This is a genomic window from Corynebacterium sp. CCM 9204, from assembly GCF_041357695.1.
In the GTDB taxonomy this organism is placed as follows: domain Bacteria; phylum Actinomycetota; class Actinomycetes; order Mycobacteriales; family Mycobacteriaceae; genus Corynebacterium.
On record NZ_JAUERX010000001.1, the window covers coordinates 109,093 to 127,132 of the forward strand.

Consider the following 18,040-nt stretch of genomic DNA (forward strand, 5'->3'; position numbering starts at 1 on the left):
AGCTAAGATTGGGAAGATTATTTCTTTGTAACTTTTTCTATGGGGTTACAAAATTGGGTATTGGTACCGTGCCGGATCTGGAAGCGAGCGTCCGGGCATCGTTGACCTTGTGTCGAGTTGTTCTCGCATACGCGCACACGACCTTCGGTGCGGTCTTATGGTGCCTCTGCTGTGGGTCTGACTGGGGAGTGGGCGGTGACATTGTGGCTTGATGTCTTTAAGTGGGGGGCGTCAAACCAAATAGGCCAGAATATGGATACATGGCGAGCCGCCGGCGCGGGTGTCTGGTGGCCGCTGAGATGCTGTGTCACCTCGCTATTTTTCATCTTGGCCGTGGTGGGTTACACTGTTGCACGCTACGGAAAGAAGCTAGAGTCCCGCTAGGGGCTATGCTTAAACTCCCATGTTAAAATTGCATTTGCAGATTTTCCGGGGCTTCTATGGGAACGTCGTATAGTGGCTAATACCTCAGCCTTCCAAGCTGAAGACGCGGGTTCGATTCCCGTCGTTCCCTCCATGGAAAAAGCATCCCCACCAGTTCCTGCACTGGTGGGGATGCTTTTTTCATGCTCGAACAGTGTCGGGAGTTGACGTGGTTGTACGCTGACACGATTGCAGGCTGTGGCCATCTGCTCTATCTGGGTGTTGGTTCTCGTCCGATGGTGGGCGTGCTGTGGTGAGAGGTGGCTTTCGACGGATTCCTGGTGACCGTGCAGTGGGCGCAATTGGTTGTGCTTAGTCGTTGTTCACCCGCTGTGTTGAAAAAAGGTGGAGGCGTCGTCGCCTCCATGCTGGAAAGCTGCTTCCGGTATGAGGTGAACGTTCTTCTCTGTCGTCGAACAGGTCCTGTACTGGGGTTTATCAGGGGGTATCTGGGTTTACTGACAAGCTGGGAGCATATGCTTGGTGTGGGTTTTGATGCTGTGGAGGGGCTCTCTGTGGTTGTCTGACGCTCTGCTGGATCTGGTGGTGGCGGAGATTTACGGGGGGCTGTTGAACCTGTGCTTGGGGGAGCCGGTACACTTCTTTGGCAGCGGCCATTGATGGGTCGTGTCGCTTCAGTGACTACGGGGTATGGCGCAGTTTGGTAGCGCACCTGCTTTGGGAGCAGGGGGTCGCAGGTTCAAATCCTGTTGCCCCGACAAGGGCCCTTTATCTGAAGGATTCCGGCGTCGGTCCCGGGCACCACCGAATTAGGTGGCGCCCGGGACCGACGCCGGAAAAACACAGCGACGAAGGTCCAGTTAGACGAATCAATACAAACATTATTCCAGGAGAGTGACTCGTGAAGAGTTCCGTCGAGCATCTGAATGACACCCGCGTCAAGATCACCGTCGAGGTTCCCTTCGAGGACCTCAAGCCGGAGTTCGACCAGGCATACAAGGCGCTGGCGCAGCAGGTGTCCATTCCGGGTTTCCGGAAGGGGAAGGCTCCGCGCCAGCTTATCGAGGCACGCGTCGGACGCGGCCCGGTTCTCGAGCAGGTCGTGAATGACATGCTGCCGAGTCGTTACGGCGCGGCGGTGGAGGAGAATGACCTCAAGGTCATTGGCCAGCCCATCGTCGATGTGACCCGTATCGAGGATGGTGAATTCGTCGAGTTCACCGCCGAGGTCGATGTCCGACCTGAGATCGCTCTCCCGGACTTCTCCGAGATTTCGGTGGAGGTCGGTTCGCTCTCCACCGATGATGAAGCTGTTGATGCTGAGCTGGAGAAACTGCGGGAGCGTTTCGGTTCGCTGAAGAGCGTCGATCGCGCTGTCGCCGAAAATGACTTCGTCACCATCGATCTCTCCGCGACCGTTGACGGTGAAACCATCGAGGAGGCGACGACTGAAGGCCTCAGCCACCAGGTCGGCTCCGGTGAACTCATCGAGGGGCTCGATGAAACACTCAACGGTATGGAGGTCGGTGAGTCCCGTGAGTTCACGACGACCCTGCTCGCGGGAGACCACGAAGGCAAGGAAGCCCTCGTCACCGTTACGGTGAGCAGCGTCAAGGAACGGGAACTGCCGGTGGTCGATGATGAATTCGCTCAGCTCGCTTCCGAGTTTGACACCGTCGAGGAACTGCGCGATTCCCTCGTCCAGCGGGTCGAGGAGAGCGGTAAGGCTCAGCAGGCCGCGGAGATTCGCGATGAGGTTCTGAAGGCCGCCCTGGAGAAGTCCGAATTCCCGCTTCCCGGCTCGATCGTCGACGAGCAGGTAAATAATCAGGTGCAGCAGCTCGTCAGCCAGTTCGGGGGCGATGAAAAGAAGCTCAACGAGCGTCTGAAGCTGGAAGGTAGCTCACGCGAGGAATTCGACAAGGACGCCCGCGAGCAGGCCGAGAACGCCGTTCGCACCCAACTGTTCCTCGATGTTCTCGCGGACAAGATCCAGCCCGAGGTTTCTCAGGAGGAGATGACCGAGCACATCATCTTCACCGCCCAGCGTTACGGAATGGATCCGAACCAGTTCATCCAGCAGCTACAGCAGGCCGGCCAGATCGGTAACCTGTTCAGTGACGTCCGCCGGGGTAAGGCTCTGGCCGCTGCCATCTGTGAAGTTAAGGTCACTGATTCCGACGGTAACAGCGTGGATCCCGCCGTGTACTTCGGTGAGGAAGAAGTCGAGGAGTCCACGGATTCCGGCGACGACGCTAATACCGCCGAATAATCTCATCCCGGCGTTCCGCCTGCCGGTGGAAAGAGCCCGACCACCACTGGTGGCCGGGCTCTTTGCGGCCTGGCATGGGACGCCATCCTTTCCGGGAAAGCTGAGAGCGAACAGAGCAGCGCCACTGTCCTTGGCGGCGGTACCCTTGCGCTTACGGAACAATCAACAATGCCCAATACAGATGCCCACCCAGGCTCCGCGCCGCCGCAGTCATTGCGGCATCGGACCAGGGCGGCGAGAAGGTAGGTTTTGGAACCCATGACTGACACCACCCGGATGGCGGCCTCCACCAGCGGGCTCAACCTGAGCGACTCGGTATTCGAGCGCCTGCTCCGCGAGCGCATCATCTTCCTGGGGAGCCAGGTGGATGACGAAATCGCTAATAAACTGTGCGCCCAGATCCTCCTGCTCAGCGCCGAGGACCCGACGCGTGACATCTCCCTTTACATCAACTCCCCGGGCGGCTCTGTCACGGCGGGTATGGCGATCTACGACACAATGAAATACGCACCGTGCGACGTTGCCACATACGGCATGGGACTCGCGGCATCGATGGGGCAGTTCCTGCTCTCCGCTGGTACAAAGGGTAAGCGCTACGCCCTCCCACACGCCCGGATCATGATGCATCAGCCGTCGGCGGGTGTTGGTGGTACCGCGGCAGACATCGCCATCCAGGCGGAGCAGTTCGCCTACACGAAACGCGAGATGGCGGAACTCATCGCGGAGCACACTGGGCAGACCGTCGAGCAGATCACGCGGGACTCGGACCGCGACCGCTGGTTCACCGCAGAGCAAGCCAAGGACTACGGATTCGTCGATCATGTCATCACCGCCGCCAGCGGTTCCATCGCCAACTAGTCCGGCACCCACCGGGATACCAGGAGAGAACAACAAGTTATGAGCAACGGAATGCAGATGCCCTCCGCCCGCTATGTGCTGCCCAGCTTCGTGGAGCACTCGGCGTACGGGGCCAAGGAATCCAACCCCTACAACAAGCTGTTCGAGGAGCGCATCATCTTCCTCGGTACCCAGGTCGATGATGCCTCGGCGAACGACATCATGGCACAGCTTCTTGTTCTGGAGGGCCAGGATCCGGACCGGGACATCACGATGTACATCAACAGCCCCGGTGGCTCCTTCACGTCGCTGATGGCGATCTATGACACGATGCAGTACGTCCGCCCCGATGTGCAGACGGTCTGTCTCGGACAGGCGGCATCCGCAGCGGCAGTCCTGCTGGCAGCGGGCTCTCCGGGTAAGCGAGCGGCACTCCCGAATGCGCGGATCCTGATCCACCAGCCCGCCACGGGTGGTGTTCAGGGCCAGGTCTCGGACCTGGAGATCCAGGCCCGCGAGATCGAGCGGATGCGTACTCTGATGGAAACCACTCTGGCCCAGCACACCGGTCGTTCGGCGGAGCAGATCCGGATCGACACGGACCGTGACAAGATTCTCACAGCGGCTGAAGCTGTCGAATACGGTCTGATCGATCAGGTCTTCGACTACCGCAAACTCTCGAATCAGCAGTAGTCGGAAGGTTTCCCTCACTGTCACCGGCCGCGCCTCGATCATCGGGGCCCAGGGCGGGGGCTAGAGTGGAGCGGACGGATCGAACCTGTGTGGACGCCTCCGCGTCCCCGGATCAAGATTGTGAGTGACTACCCGAAGGCCATGGCACATATGCAAGAAAGCTCGGACCTGCTCAAGTGCTCTTTCTGCGGGAAGAGCCAGAAACAGGTGAAGAAGCTCATCGCCGGCGGTGGCGTCTATATCTGTGATGAGTGCATCGAACTCTGCAATGAGATCATCGAAGAGGAGATGGGGCAGTCCACGGAGGCTGCTGAAGAAACCTCAGGCCGATTGCCCCGCCCCACCGAGATTTCAGCGTTCCTCGACACTTACGTGGTCGGTCAGGACGAGGCGAAGCGGATCCTGGCGGTCGCGGTGTACAACCACTACAAGAGAATTCGTGTGGAGGAGTCCCGGGCGGTGTCTGGGCGGGACGATGATATCGAACTCGCCAAGTCCAATATCCTGATGCTCGGCCCCACGGGATCGGGTAAGACATATCTGGCGCAGACTCTGGCCCGGCTTCTCGATGTCCCGTTCGCCATCGCGGACGCCACCTCATTGACCGAGGCCGGTTATGTCGGCGAAGATGTGGAGAACATCCTGCTGAAGTTGATGCAGGCCGCTGATTTCGATGTGCAGCGGGCGCAGCGGGGGATCATCTACATTGATGAAGTGGACAAGATTTCTCGGAAGTCCGAGAATCCCTCGATCACCCGGGATGTATCGGGTGAAGGGGTCCAGCAGGCTCTGCTGAAGATTCTGGAGGGTACGATGGCGTCGATTCCCCCGCAGGGAGGACGCAAACACCCAAACCAGGAGTTCCTTCAGCTTGATACCTCCAACATCCTGTTCATCGTGGCGGGTGCCTTCGCGGGGCTCGAGCAGGTCATTCAGGAACGGGTGGGTAAACGTAGTCTCGGTTTCGGAGCGCAGGTCCGTTCACTGCACGAGGATGACTCCGTGGATCTTTTCCGGGAGGTGCGTCCCGAGGATCTGGTGAAGTTTGGCCTGATTCCCGAGTTCATCGGTCGACTTCCGGTGGTGGCGACCGTCCGGAACCTGGACCGGGCATCTCTGGTCAAGGTTCTGACGGAGCCGAAGAACTCACTGGTCCGGCAGTACGAGAGACTGTTCGAGATGGACGGTGTGCAGTTGACCTTCACCGAAAGTGCTCTGGATACGATCGCTGAACTCGCTCTCGAAAGGAAGACGGGTGCCCGTGGTCTGCGGGCGATCATGGAGGAGATCCTCGTGCCCGTGATGTATGAGCTTCCCGACCGAGAGGACGTTGCAGAGTGCATCATCACTGCGGAAGTTGCTCGCGGTATGGCGGAACCGGAGCTGCTTCCCGGCCCCAGTGAGAAAACCGCGTGATCTGAGATCGGATGAGGAGGGGCCGCCCCGGTAGGGGGCGGCCCCTCCTGCCTCTTCTCCGGCTAGCTGCTGTCGGTCTCACCGTAGATGTTGACGTTGCCGGAATCATGGTCGTCCGAGTATTCTCTCCCGCCGACCGCGAGATAACTCATCGTTCCGGTTCCCGGCATGTTCGAGGTGAGGAACGAGAGTACGGCGTCGACGGCGAGACGTTCGAGTCCGGCGGTGTTCGTGTCGTCGGCGAGGTCGACGTCGTAGAGGTTTAGGTAGGTGTCCCGGTTTGAGGTGCGGAACGCGCACAGTGAGGAGATCACGGTGTAGATGTCCAGGGCTGAGATTCCGGGACGGAACGCCCCGGAATCCTGGCCGAGCATCAGTAGCCGGTCGAGTGCGAGGAGCACTGCGGATTGGTCGGCTAAAGGTGACGCCCCCGTCACTTCAGCGTGCTTGAACAGGTTCTCCAGGAGGATAAGGCGGACCGCTGCGGGTTCTGCGAACATTCTCCGGCAGATGACCTGGACGATCTTGCGTATCCCATCCACCGGAACAGTCGATGGGAGTTCCATTTCACTCGCGTCGGGTCGGATGAGAGTGACCGCTCGGAGGAGCGCCTGAACGTAGAGATTGCGCTTGTCACCGAAATGATAATGGATCATCCGCTTGGACATTCCCGATTCCTGCGCGATCGCCTCCAACCGGGTGTCCTCGAACCCGTGCCGGGCGAAACTCTCCATCGCGACGGCGACGACCTGCTCGGCGGTCGTGCCCGAGATCTCAGTGTCGGCGGGGGAACGGTTCATGCCGTGGTCCTTTCCAGAAAAGAGGCGATCACCGCAGACGCGGTGGTCGCGCGTACCCGATGACCTGAGATCATCAGGTACGCCGTCAACGTGGTTCCGTCCCGGGGTGTATACGCGGGTCGCCGCAACACCGTGGTGCCGGAGCACAGGTGCGGGACGAATCGGGGTTACTCCGTTTCATGGTGCCTTAAAACGCAGTTCCAAGGAGTCCTGATCCGGCACAATCTTGAAAAGCGCAGGTCGTATGTTGGCATCGTGGGGGGACGGGGGTGGTCAGTGGTGTGGTCGTCGATCATGAACTCACGGGGTGTGCACGTTCACATCGTTGACGTCGGTTTATCACGGCAGAACCCGGTTATCGCGGTTACCCTGGATGCTGTGCGACGGCCCTTCACGCCGTGTCAATACCAGCGTCGTCAGAAGTCGGCGGTGAACCGGAGTGGAACTGCAGTGGGCTGACGTCACACGAACTTTAACTGCGCCCGTCCGGCGGAAGACTGGTTTCGGGCGCCGACGAGAAGAGGATGATGTAACTTATGGCCACTCAAGCCAAGAAGATCACTGTCACTGGCGCGGCAGGACAGATCGCTTATTCACTGCTGTGGCGTATCGCCAACGGTGACGTGTACGGACGCGAGACCCCGATCGAGCTCAATCTGCTTGAGATCACCCCGGCTCTCGGTGCGACGGAAGGCGTCGCCATGGAGCTCTTGGATTCCGCCTTCCCACTGCTCCGTGACATCCGTGTCACAGATGATGCTGCAGAAGCCTTCAACGGTGCCTCGGCAGCGTTCCTCGTGGGTGCCAAGCCCCGCGGTAAAGGGGAAGAGCGCAGTGATCTGCTGGCTGCGAACGGTAGGATCTTCGGTCCCCAGGGTAGGGCCATCAACGATCACGCCGCCGATGATGTCCGTGTCCTCGTGGTCGGCAACCCCGCGAACACGAATGCACTGATCGCGAAGGCCAGTGCGCCCGATGTTCCCGCGGACCGGTTCAACGCGATGATGCGACTCGACCACAACCGCGCACTGAGTCAGTTGGCCACGAAACTGGGCAAGGATTCGGCTGCGTTCGAGAACCTGGTTATCTGGGGTAACCACTCTGCCACACAGTTCCCGGACATCACCTATGCGACGGTGGGGGGAGAAAAAGTTGCGGATCTGGTTGACCGTGACTGGTATGTCGATGAGTTCATCCCTCGGGTGGCGAAGCGCGGTGCGGAGATCATTGAGGTTCGGGGCAAATCCTCGGCGGCTTCAGCGGCCTCGGCAGCCGTCGACCACATGCACGACTGGATCAACGGAACCGAGAAGTGGTCCAGCGCAGCGATCGTGTCCGACGGTTCCTACGGTGTGCCCGAGGGACTGTTGTTCGGTTTCCCGACGGTCAGTCGCAACGGTACCTGGGAGATTGTCCAGGGGCTTGAGATCGATGACTTCCAGCGTGCCCGAATCGACGCGAACATCGATGAGCTCATCAGCGAGCGTGACGCTGTCTCCGATCTCCTCTAGGACCTGCTGAGCAGCGTTCCTCCGAACGCCCCGCCGACCGTTCAAGAACCGTCGACGGGGCGTTCGGCCTACTTCGGTGCGTCGTCGCAGGCACCATCTAAGATGGGCGATGTGACTTCACAGAATGAGAACCAGGACAACCGCGCCGACAAGCTACCGAAGAGCTGGGACCCGAAGACGGTCGAGGCTGAGCTGTACAGGGGTTGGGTGAACGCCGGCTACTTCACCGCTGATGCCGATTCGCCGAAACCGGGATTCTCCATTGTTCTGCCACCGCCGAATGTCACGGGGCAGTTGCACATGGGCCACGCCCTCGACCACACGTTGATGGACGCCCTCGCGCGCCGCAAGCGGATGCAGGGCTACGAGGTCCTCTGGCTGCCCGGCATGGATCACGCCGGTATCGCGACCCAGACGAAGGTGGAGGCTCACCTCAAGGAAGCCGAGGGCAGGAACCGCCACGACTACGGCCGGGAGCAGTTCGTCGACAAGGTCTGGGAGTGGAAGGCCCGCTACGGTGGGGTCATCGGTTCGCAAATGCGCGCCATCGGTGACTCGGTCGACTGGTCCAAGGAGCGGTTCACCCTCGACGAGGGGCTGTCCCGCGCGGTGCAGACCATCTTCAAGAACCTGTACGACCGGGGCATGATCTACCGGGCGCACCGCCTCGTCAACTGGTCGCCGGTCCTGCAGACCGCGGTCAGTGACATCGAGGTCGTCTACAAGGATGTCGAGGGTGAGCTTGTCTCCATCCGTTACGGTTCCCTCGATGATTCCGAACCCCACGTCATCGTCGCCACCACGCGTGTGGAGACGATGCTCGGTGACGTGGCGGTCGCGGTGCACCCCGATGATGAGCGTTACGCGGATCTGGTGGGGCAGCGTCTGCCACATCCCTTCCTCCCCGATCGGGAGCTTGTCATCGTCGCCGATGACTACGTCGACCCCGAGTTCGGTACCGGCGCCGTGAAGATCACCCCGGCCCACGACCCGAACGACTACGCGCTCGGCCTTCGCCACGATCTGCCGATGCCCGACGTCATGGACGACACCGGCCACATCGCCGGGACCGGTACCGAGTTCGACGGACTCGACCGCGCCGAGGCGCGGGTGAAGATCCGCGAGGCTCTCGCCGAGCAAGGCCGAATTGTCGCTGAGAAACGTCCCTACGTCCACTCCGTCGGACACTCGGAGCGCTCCGGCGAGCCGGTTGAACCACGCCTGTCCGAACAGTGGTTCGTCAAGGTCGACAAGCTCGCTGAGATGGCCGGTGACGCGGTGCGTGAGCACGACACCACAATCCACCCGGCGAGCCAGGAGCCCCGCTACTTTGCGTGGGTCGACGACATGCACGACTGGTGCATCTCCCGCCAACTCTGGTGGGGCCACCGCATCCCGATCTGGTACGGCCCCGACGGTGACGTGGTCTGCGTCGGACCTGACGAGACCGCTCCCGAGGGCTACATCCAGGACCCGGATGTCCTCGACACCTGGTTCTCCTCCGCCTTGTGGCCGTTCTCCACGATGGGGTGGCCGGACGCCACCCCGGAACTGAAGAAGTTCTATCCCACTTCCGTCCTGGTCACCGGCTACGACATCCTCTTCTTCTGGGTCGCCCGGATGATGATGTTCGCGACCTTCGCCGCCACCCTCGATGACAGTGAGTTGGGGACGACAGATGGCGGTCGCCCGCAGGTACCGTTCACCGATCTCTTCCTCCACGGCCTTGTCCGCGACGAGAGGGGCCGGAAGATGAGCAAGTCCCTCGGCAACGGTATCGACCCGATGGACTGGGTCGAGCGCTTTGGCGCCGACGCCCTGCGGTTTACTCTCGCCCGTGGTGCGAACCCCGGAACTGACCTGCCGATCGGGGAGGACTCCGCGCAGTCCTCCCGCAACTTCGCCACCAAACTGTTCAATGCGACCCGCTTCGCGCTGATGAACGGGGCACGGGTCGGGCAGCTTCCCCCCCGTGAGGAACTCACCGACGCTGACCGCTGGATCCTCGACCGCCTCGAGCAGGTCCGCGCCGACGTGGACCGGCAGTTGGACAACTACCAGTTCGCGAAAGCTAACGAGGCGCTCTACCAGTTCGCCTGGGGTGAGCTGTGCGACTGGTACTTGGAGATCGCGAAGGTTCAGATTCCCCGTGATTTCGACGCCGCCACGGACGAGGACGCGGCCCGGGGACGAAACACCCAGCTCGTCCTCGGTACCGTCCTCGACGTCGTCCTACGCCTGCTGCACCCCGCGATCCCGTTCGTGACTGAGACTCTCTGGAAGGCACTCACCGACGGCGAATCCCTCGTCATCGCGGACTGGCCGACCGCGGCCGACACTACGAACGGCGTACCCGTCGACGAGACAGCGGCACGCCGTATCGCGGACGTCGAGAAGCTCATCACCGAGATCCGTCGCTTCCGCTCCGACCAGGGCCTCAAACCTTCGCAGAAGGTTCCGGCACGCATCGACTTCACCGCCGCTGACCTTGAGGCCCTGGCACCAGTGGTGCGTTCCCTCGTGCGGGTCGAGGCACCCGGAGACGACTTCACCCCCTCCGCGTCCCTGGAGATCCGGCTTTCACGGGCCACGGTCACCGTGGAGCTGGATACCTCCGGGACCGTGGATGTCGCAGCCGAGCGTAAACGCCTCGACAAGGATCTCGCCACCGCGCGGAAGGAACTTGAGACGACTGGGAAGAAACTCGGGAACGAGAGCTTCCTGGAGAAGGCGCCGGCAGCAGTCGTGGACAAGATCCGCGAGCGGCAGCGCATCGCCGCCGAGGAAGTTGAACGTATTTCCCTGCGGCTGAAGGAGCTCGGATAGATGAGTGACACGATCGACCCGGACGGCTCCGGTTTCGAGGGAACCAGACCCCGGGACACCCCGGCGGATGCCGCTGCCGCACAGACCGGTGCGCTCGGTGTCGACGAAGCTGGTCTCGTCCTGCCCATCGACGTTCACGCCCCCACGAACCCACCGGCCGATACCACCATCACCCCTGAAGACCTCGCAGATCTCGCTGTAGTCGAAGCGGAGCTGGATCTCCGGTGGCCGGAAACCAAGATCGACCCGACCCTCGACCGGATGACCCAACTGATGGACCTACTCGGGAACCCGGAGCGGAGCTTCACCTCAATCCAGGTCGCTGGAACGAACGGAAAAACCTCCGTTGTCCGGATGATCGAGTCCCTGCTTCGTGCCTTCCACCGTCGGACCGGGCGCACGACGAGTCCGCATCTGCAGCTCGTCACCGAGCGGATCGCCGTGGATGGTGCGCCCATCCACCCGCGGAAGTACTGCGAACTGTGGCGGGAGATCAAACCGTACGTCGAGATCGTCGACGCGGCGTCGAAACGTGACGGTGGTCCGCAGATGAGCAAGTTCGAGGTGCTCACCGCGATGGCCTACGCTGCATTCGCCGACGCCCCCGTCGATGTAGCCGTTGTGGAGACCGGCATGGGCGGCACCTGGGACGCCACCAACGTCATTGAATCAGAGGTTGCGGTGATTACCCCCATAGGCCTCGACCACACGGATTACCTGGGGGAGACCCTCACGGAGATCGCCGGAGAGAAAGCCGGCATCATCAAGCCCCGCACCCTCGAAGAGGGTGATGTCCTCTCCCCGAGGGAGAACATAGCCATCGTCGCGGAGCAGGCGCCCGAGGCGCTGAGGGTCCTCCTTGAACGCGCGGTTGAGACCGACGCGGCCGTCGCGCGCGAGGGCACCGAGTTCGGAGTCTTCGAATCCACTGTCGCCGTCGGCGGGCAACAGCTTGTTCTCCGTGGACTCGGTGGTGACTACGATGACATCTTCCTGCCGCTCTCGGGGGCTCACCAGGCACGCAACGCTGCTTGTGCCCTCGCCGCAGTCGAAGCCTTTTTCGGGGCCAGGGCTGGGAGACAGCTCGACCGGGATACGGTCCGGGAGGGTTTCGGCACCGTTTCTTCCCCCGGGCGTCTGGAACGTGTCCGGTCCACACCGACGGTCTTCATCGACGCAACCCACAATCCGCACGGGGCGAAGGCACTCGGAGAGGCTCTGAACCGTGACTTCGACTTTCGTAGGCTCATCGCGGTTGTCGGATGCTTCGGGGACAAGGATGCCCGGGGTATTCTCACCGAACTGGAACCACATGTGAGCGAGGTCGTCTGCACACAGTCCACCTCGCCCCGTGCGCTCGACGCCTACGAACTCGCGGAGTACGCGCGGGAGATCTTCGGTGACGAGCGGGTACACGTGGAGGAGGTTCTGCCCACGGCAGTCGAGACCGCCGTGGCGCTCGCGGAGGAAACCGACGAACCCGGTGCTGCGGTTTCCGGTTCCGGTGTCCTGATCACCGGCTCCGTCGTTACCGCCGGTGAGGCTCGCACGCTGTTCGGAAAGGAACCATCATGATCGGAAAGAGATCTGGTTCCGGGGATGAGATCGAATACGGGCCCCTGGGGCCGGGGCACGCACCCGCCAAGGATCCGATGAAGGGGCTGCGTGGCGTCATGGCCGGCACTCTGGTGATGGAGTCGATCTCGCTCCTTCTCGTACTCACCGTCATCGCGCGCGTGGACGGCGGAGCGTACTGGACGACGATGAACTGGGGGTACGTCACGATTGTGGGTGTCGCCATGTTCCTTGTCGCTTTCCTGCAGAAGCGGCCCTGGGCGATGACCGTCAACTGGGTGCTCCAGGTGGCTGCAGTCGCAGGTTTCTTCGTCCATTATTCGATGGGAATCATGGCGCTCATCTTTGTGGCTGTGTGGTTCTACATCATGCACCTGCGTAAAGTTCTGATTGAGCGGATGCGTAGGGGGCTCCTGGTCACCCAGCACACCTGAACCGGGCTTACACTGGGGACATGAGTCTGTGGGTTCGGCGTCTGGTTGGCGTCCTCTACTTCGTATTCGGAATCGGCTGTCTGTGGGGCGGCTACCTCATGCTGGACGGCAATCGGGTGCAGGGGGCGGCTCTCTTCCTCGTGTGCGGTGTAGTCATGGGCGCGATTGAGGGGTGGCGCAGGAAACAGGAATCAGCGTCCGCCGCTGCCGCGATCGGCTGCCCCCTCGACACCTCGCTCCGCGAGGAAGCCATCAGGCTGAAGGGGGAGGGGGCGCGCAACCCGGCACTCGCGGTGTTCCGGAATGCGCCGCCGTGGCCCAACCTCAGTGCCTGCGAGGTCATACTCGATTCGCTTCCTGACGCTCCCGGCAAGGGCGCGGCAGGTGAGGAAGCCGACCGGGTGGGGCTGATCACCGCGGACTACCGGAAGATCGTTCAGATCCGCGATAACGGGGATCTGCCGCTCGCGGTGAAGACACTCCGGGAGAAGGTACCGCAGTTGACCATCACGGATGCTGCCCGGGTGGTCAAGAATCTCTGACCCCTGGGGTGCGTCGTTCAGCGGTTGGCTTCTGTAGAATTCGCTGCATGACTGAACGCACCCTCATCCTCATCAAACCGGACGGCGTCGAGCGCGGACTCGTCGGAGACATCATCAACCGCATCGAGCGAAAGGGCCTCAAACTCGTTGCGATGGACCTCCGGGTCGCTGACCGCGACACTGCGGAAAAGCACTACGCTGAGCACACGGACAAGCCGTTCTTCGGAGAACTCGTCGATTTCATCACCTCCGCCCCGCTGGTCGCCGGTGTCATCGAGGGACCCCGCGCCATCGAAGCCTGGCGTCAGCTCGCCGGTGGTACGGACCCGGTCTCGAAGGCAACCCCCGGTACCATTCGCGGTGACCTTGCCCTGGATGTCGCGACCAACGTCGTCCACGGGTCGGATTCCCCTGAATCCGCCGAGCGTGAAATCGGGATCTGGTTCCCTAATCTCTGATTTTCGCATCCATCGAATCTCTCCGCCCCACCCCTGTTCTCGTGACGGGGTGGGGCGGTGGTCGTTTTCGGGGGGAGGGGGACAACGTGTTTCCCGGGACCGGGTGCACCGGTTGGGTGGTGGGGACGGACCGGGGAACCTGCAATGAGGGGACGGCAACCGGATGTGTGCGACAATGGGGATGGCTCCGCACTCTTTCGTTCGCGCCCCGAGGGGTATCGCTGGAACGCTGCGGACGCCGTGAGAGACACACTTTGAATAAGAACAACGACAATTAAAGACTTCTTCACCCCGCGCGGCGGCGGCAGGAACACAAGACGAGATGAACGAGAGAAAATCCTTGTCCTGCCAGCGCCCGGGGAAGTCGCGACAAGAGGAGACCCTGTGGCTGACACCACTGGAACAGAACCGAAGAAGACCCGCCGGACCGCGAAGCGGACGACGAAGAAGACCACACCAGAACCGTCGGACAGTAGTTCCGTGACCTCCGGTGAGGCACCGGCCACGGACCGCGAGGTTCCGGCGAAGAGGCGCGCAGCCAGGAAAACCTCCCCGAAGAAGACTGATTCTGTGGCAGCTAAGGTGGACACAGAGAATGAAACCGGTGTGAAGAAGCGCACGAAGAAGGTGACTCGCCGCCGGACCACTCCGGAGACGGCACCGGTCGAGGAGATCGCCGCCGCCGCTGAGGTTCCCGCAGACGCCACGGCCCGGCTCGCCGCTGAGTTCGACAGATCGAAGCTCGGGCCCAAGACCCGCGTCCATGCACTGGCCAAACTTCTCGCCACCACGTCGAAGGATCTCATCCTCACCCTGGACAAGATGGGACTCGTCAAGGTCGCCCAGTCCTCTCTGAGTACGGAAGAAGCCAATCGACTGCTCGATGTCCTCGCCGTCCCCGCCGATGACGCCCCTGAACCACCCAACGGGGAACCTGTGGAGAAGATCCGCGCCCGGGTGGAAAAGAACGTCGCCAATGAGATCCACCAGATCGAGGCGAAGGTCGAACGCGAGCTCGCGGATACTGGGCACGAGACCGACACCGACCAGGACGCCTCCGACGAAGGCACAGTCATCGACATCGAGGAAGCCGTTCGCGAGGAACAGGACGCTGAACTTCTTGAGGATGTCATCCCCGCAGTCACCCCGGCCCCGGAGACCCCGGCGTTCATTGCACCGGTGTTTCTGCCACCGACTCCGACGGATGCAGAGGATGAGGGCGAGATTGAAGCGGATGCCACCGACGATGATTCCGACGGTGCCGGCAAACGGAAGCGTCGCGGCCGCCGCGGAAAGGGCCGTGGCCGCGGAGCCGAAGATGCTGCACCTGAGAACGACCGTCGTCACGCGGATAAGCAGGAGGCTGAGGACACCCTCGACGCTCCCGCGGATCTCCCTGATGAGCCCGTCGCGCTGAAGGGCTCCACCCGCTTGGAAGCACAGCGGCGCCGTCGTACCGAGCTCCGTGAGGAGGGACGGAAGAAACGCCACGTGGTTTCCGAAGCTGAGTTCCTCGCCCGCCGTGAGTCCGTCGAACGAACCATGGTTGTCCGGGAGAAAGCGCGGAGCGATCATCCCGGATCAGTCACCCAGGTCGGGGTCCTCGAGGATGGTCTTCTCGTCGAGCATTTCGTCACCTCCGAGACGCAATCCTCGATGGTCGGAAACATCTACCTCGGTCGCGTCCAGAACGTCCTGCCCTCCATGGAAGCCGCGTTTATCGACATCGGTAAGGGCCGCAACGGTGTGCTGTACGCCGGTGAAGTGGACTGGAAGTCCGCAGGCCTCGGTGGGCGTTCCCGCCGCATTGAGCACGCCCTGCACTCCGGTGACCAGGTACTTGTACAGATCACCAAGGACCCCGTCGGCCACAAAGGGGCGCGACTCACCACGCAGATTTCGCTCGCGGGCCGGTTCCTGGTCTACGTACCAGGCGGCCGTAGCGCCGGTATCTCACGGAAACTCCCAGAAACCGAACGTAAGCGTCTCAAGGCGATCCTGAAGGAGGTCGTTCCCTCCAGCGGCGGCGCGATCATCCGCACCGCTGCCGAAGGAGTCCACGAGAAGGAGATCGCGGCGGACGTCAACCGTCTGCACTCCCTCTGGGAGGACATTCAGGAGAAGGTCAAACAGGAGAAGAAGACCAAGGGATCGAAGCCGGTTACGCTCTACGAGGAGCCGGACATGTTGGTCAAGGTTGTCCGCGACCTGTTCAACGAGGACTTCGACACACTGGTCGTTGAGGGAAACAAGTCCTGGAATACCGTCAACGCCTACATCCGTTCCGTCGCACCGGACCTCGAGGAGCGGATGGAACGCTACGATTCCTCCGCGAACGGTGGCGTCGACGTGTTCGAGCACTACCGCATCGACGAGCAGCTACAGAAGGCGCTGAGCCGTAAGGTGTGGCTGCCGTCCGGAGGTTCCCTGGTCATCGACCGTACTGAGGCGATGACCGTCATCGACGTCAACACCGGTAAATTCACCGGCTCGGGAGGAAACCTCGAAGAGACCGTCACCAAGAACAATCTGGAGGCGGCTGAGGAAATTGTCCGTCAGATGCGCCTGCGCGACATCGGGGGAATGATCGTCGTCGACTTCATCGACATGGTTCTCCCCGAGAACCGGGACCTTGTGCTGCGTCGTCTCACTGAGGCCCTCGGACGGGATCGTACGCGGCACCAGGTCAGCGAGGTCACCTCGCTCGGACTCGTCCAGATGACCCGCAAGAAGCTTGGAACAGGCCTCCTGGAGACTTTCTCCACCGAGTGTGAGACCTGTGACGGTCGCGGTATCGTCGTGCACTCCGACCCCGTGGAGCACACGGAAGAGCTCCCCCGTGCCCGTCGTGGCGGCAGGGGCACCGGCGCTGATGAGAGCAGCAGACACCCCGATACCGGGCAACCCGCCGCTGAGAAGACGGACGAGGCTACGGAACAAGCTGCCGCCCACGATGCGGAGAGTGTCTCCATCGAGGCACTTGCCGATGCAGTCGTCGCTCCCGTGGAAGACGCAAAGGACACCGACGACCGGGTGCCGCGCCGTGGTCGCCGCTCGGGTGCCTCCCGCCGTGGCCGGGGAAACAACCGTGGCGTCACCGTGGTGGTCGAAGAGACGGTTGACAGGCCGGAAGACGCTGCCGCTGGCCGCGCCGAGTCGGCAGGGGCAGATGCGCCCACTGAAACACACGAGGAGCCGGAACCGCAGGACCGTGGTCGTCGTGGCCGCCGTGGGCGCCGTCGCACGACCCGCAGCCCCCGTACCGGTGTGGACAACGGGATGGACACACACCAGATCGCAGACGACTCGCGTGGAGTGCCCGCCGCAGTACAACCCGACGAGCGGGAGAAGACCAACAGTGTCGAATCCATCGCGGCCGCAGCCGTGGCGCTTGCCGGTGCCGAAGATCCCGACGAGCCCTCGGGAGCGGATTACCTGCCCGCCGACGGCTACCGTGAGGCTCTCGAGGCCTTCGAGAAGTCGCCGCGCAGGAAGCGCCGGACCCGTGGTAACTCGGTCTCCGATTTCCCGCCGAAACGGTCCGATTACGTCTCCGGCCCGCTGGCGGATGAGGACATCGAGGAGATCACACGTGAAGAAACACACTCGAAGAATGTGGGGCAGCACCCCGCGGATGCGGGTGAGCTGGGCCGATCCGCTGCCGAAGAACGCGATCAGTCCGCCTCGGCGGCACGTCGGGGACGTCGTCGCCTGGCGAAGAGCCTCCGGGCACGGCAGCAGGAGGATGCCACCACCAGCGCCGCCACGGATGAGACAGAAGCTGGCACCGTGTCCCCGGAGAACACAGCCTCGCGTTCCACGGAGAGAACCCCGGCGTCCGGAGCGGGTGCTTCGGCCGCACGTCGTGGCCGCCGCCGGGTCGTCAAACGCTTGACTCGACAGGAGATCGCGGACGCCGCCGAGGACGCCGCGCGCTCCACATCGGAGGAGGCCCCGTCAACGGATGGGCGTTCCCCCGACACCGGTTCCGCAGGCGGTGGAGTTCGGGTGGAGAAGCTCCGTCGTGGGCGACGCCGTATCGTCCGGCGGATCAGCACTCCCGCATCCGTGGAGAATGAACCGGGTATGCGACACGGGGAAAGAGACGACACCGGATCCGAGATATCGGAGGTTCCCGTCAGTGACGCGGATGCAGGTGCGCGCCCGCAGCGAGGTCAGCGTGGTCGGCGGCGTGTCGTCCGTAAAATCCCCGGAAAGCGGTAGGTGGTTTGTCTTTTGGTTACCGTAAGCGGTAGTCTTTGACAGTCGCTGTTCCAGACCGTATCGGCGTG

12 protein-coding genes and 2 tRNA genes are annotated in these 18,040 nt (G+C 62.2%); 13 read left to right on the top strand and 1 reads right to left on the bottom strand.

The window, feature by feature from the left end; all coding sequences use genetic code 11:
• Positions 1-442: 442 nt before the first annotated feature.
• The 6 genes from QWU43_RS00475 to clpX all read left to right on the top strand — a co-directional run bounded on the left by QWU43_RS00475 (position 443) and on the right by clpX (position 5,602).
• Positions 443-517, top strand: a tRNA-Gly gene (locus QWU43_RS00475).
• A 551-nt stretch (positions 518-1,068) separates the two neighbouring features.
• A tRNA-Pro gene (locus tag QWU43_RS00480) sits at positions 1,069-1,142 on the top strand.
• Positions 1,143-1,285: 143 nt separating this feature from the next.
• On the top strand, positions 1,286-2,656 hold the full coding sequence (gene tig, locus QWU43_RS00485; protein ID WP_370915668.1) for a trigger factor: 1,371 nt from the start codon (positions 1,286-1,288) through the stop codon (positions 2,654-2,656).
• Between the two features lie 258 nt (positions 2,657-2,914).
• On the top strand, positions 2,915-3,514 hold the full coding sequence (locus QWU43_RS00490; protein WP_370915669.1) for an ATP-dependent Clp protease proteolytic subunit: 600 nt from the start codon (positions 2,915-2,917) through the stop codon (positions 3,512-3,514).
• 39 nt (positions 3,515-3,553) lie between these two features.
• Positions 3,554-4,186: an ATP-dependent Clp protease proteolytic subunit gene (locus QWU43_RS00495; protein ID WP_370915670.1), complete on the top strand. Its 633-nt coding sequence runs from the start codon at positions 3,554-3,556 to the stop codon at positions 4,184-4,186.
• A 141-nt stretch (positions 4,187-4,327) separates the two neighbouring features.
• Entirely contained in the window at positions 4,328-5,602 is a 1,275-nt protein-coding gene (gene clpX, locus QWU43_RS00500) for an ATP-dependent Clp protease ATP-binding subunit ClpX (RefSeq protein ID WP_370915733.1), read from the top strand.
• A gap of 62 nt (positions 5,603-5,664) precedes the next feature.
• On the opposite strand, the gene QWU43_RS00505 is transcribed toward clpX, so the two are convergent.
• Positions 5,665-6,402 carry a TetR/AcrR family transcriptional regulator gene (locus tag QWU43_RS00505; RefSeq protein ID WP_370915671.1) on the bottom strand — a complete coding sequence of 246 codons (738 nt, stop codon included), beginning with the start codon at positions 6,400-6,402 and terminating at the stop codon, positions 5,665-5,667.
• Between the two features lie 536 nt (positions 6,403-6,938).
• Here QWU43_RS00505 and QWU43_RS00510 point away from each other — a divergent pair.
• The 7 genes from QWU43_RS00510 to QWU43_RS00540 all read left to right on the top strand — a co-directional run bounded on the left by QWU43_RS00510 (position 6,939) and on the right by QWU43_RS00540 (position 17,972).
• Positions 6,939-7,913 carry a malate dehydrogenase gene (locus tag QWU43_RS00510; protein WP_370916867.1) on the top strand — a complete coding sequence of 325 codons (975 nt, stop codon included), beginning with the start codon at positions 6,939-6,941 and terminating at the stop codon, positions 7,911-7,913.
• Positions 7,914-8,015: 102 nt separating this feature from the next.
• The gene (locus tag QWU43_RS00515; protein ID WP_370916868.1) at positions 8,016-10,739 is read left to right on the top strand and encodes a valine--tRNA ligase; all 2,724 of its coding nucleotides are present in this window, start codon (positions 8,016-8,018) and stop codon (positions 10,737-10,739) included.
• On the top strand, positions 10,740-12,314 hold the full coding sequence (locus QWU43_RS00520; protein WP_370916869.1) for a folylpolyglutamate synthase/dihydrofolate synthase family protein: 1,575 nt from the start codon (positions 10,740-10,742) through the stop codon (positions 12,312-12,314).
• The gene (locus tag QWU43_RS00525) at positions 12,311-12,748 is read left to right on the top strand and encodes a DUF4233 domain-containing protein (protein ID WP_370915675.1); all 438 of its coding nucleotides are present in this window, start codon (positions 12,311-12,313) and stop codon (positions 12,746-12,748) included. The genes QWU43_RS00520 and QWU43_RS00525 overlap by 4 nt, the downstream gene beginning before the upstream one ends.
• A gap of 20 nt (positions 12,749-12,768) precedes the next feature.
• Positions 12,769-13,290, top strand: a complete 522-nt coding sequence (locus QWU43_RS00530) for a hypothetical protein (protein WP_370915676.1) — start codon at positions 12,769-12,771, stop codon at positions 13,288-13,290.
• A gap of 47 nt (positions 13,291-13,337) precedes the next feature.
• Positions 13,338-13,748, top strand: a complete 411-nt coding sequence (gene ndk / locus QWU43_RS00535; protein ID WP_370915677.1) for a nucleoside-diphosphate kinase — start codon at positions 13,338-13,340, stop codon at positions 13,746-13,748.
• 627 nt (positions 13,749-14,375) lie between these two features.
• On the top strand, positions 14,376-17,972 hold the full coding sequence (locus tag QWU43_RS00540) for a translation initiation factor IF-2 N-terminal domain-containing protein (RefSeq protein WP_370917186.1): 3,597 nt from the start codon (positions 14,376-14,378) through the stop codon (positions 17,970-17,972).
• Positions 17,973-18,040: the final 68 nt, after the last annotated feature.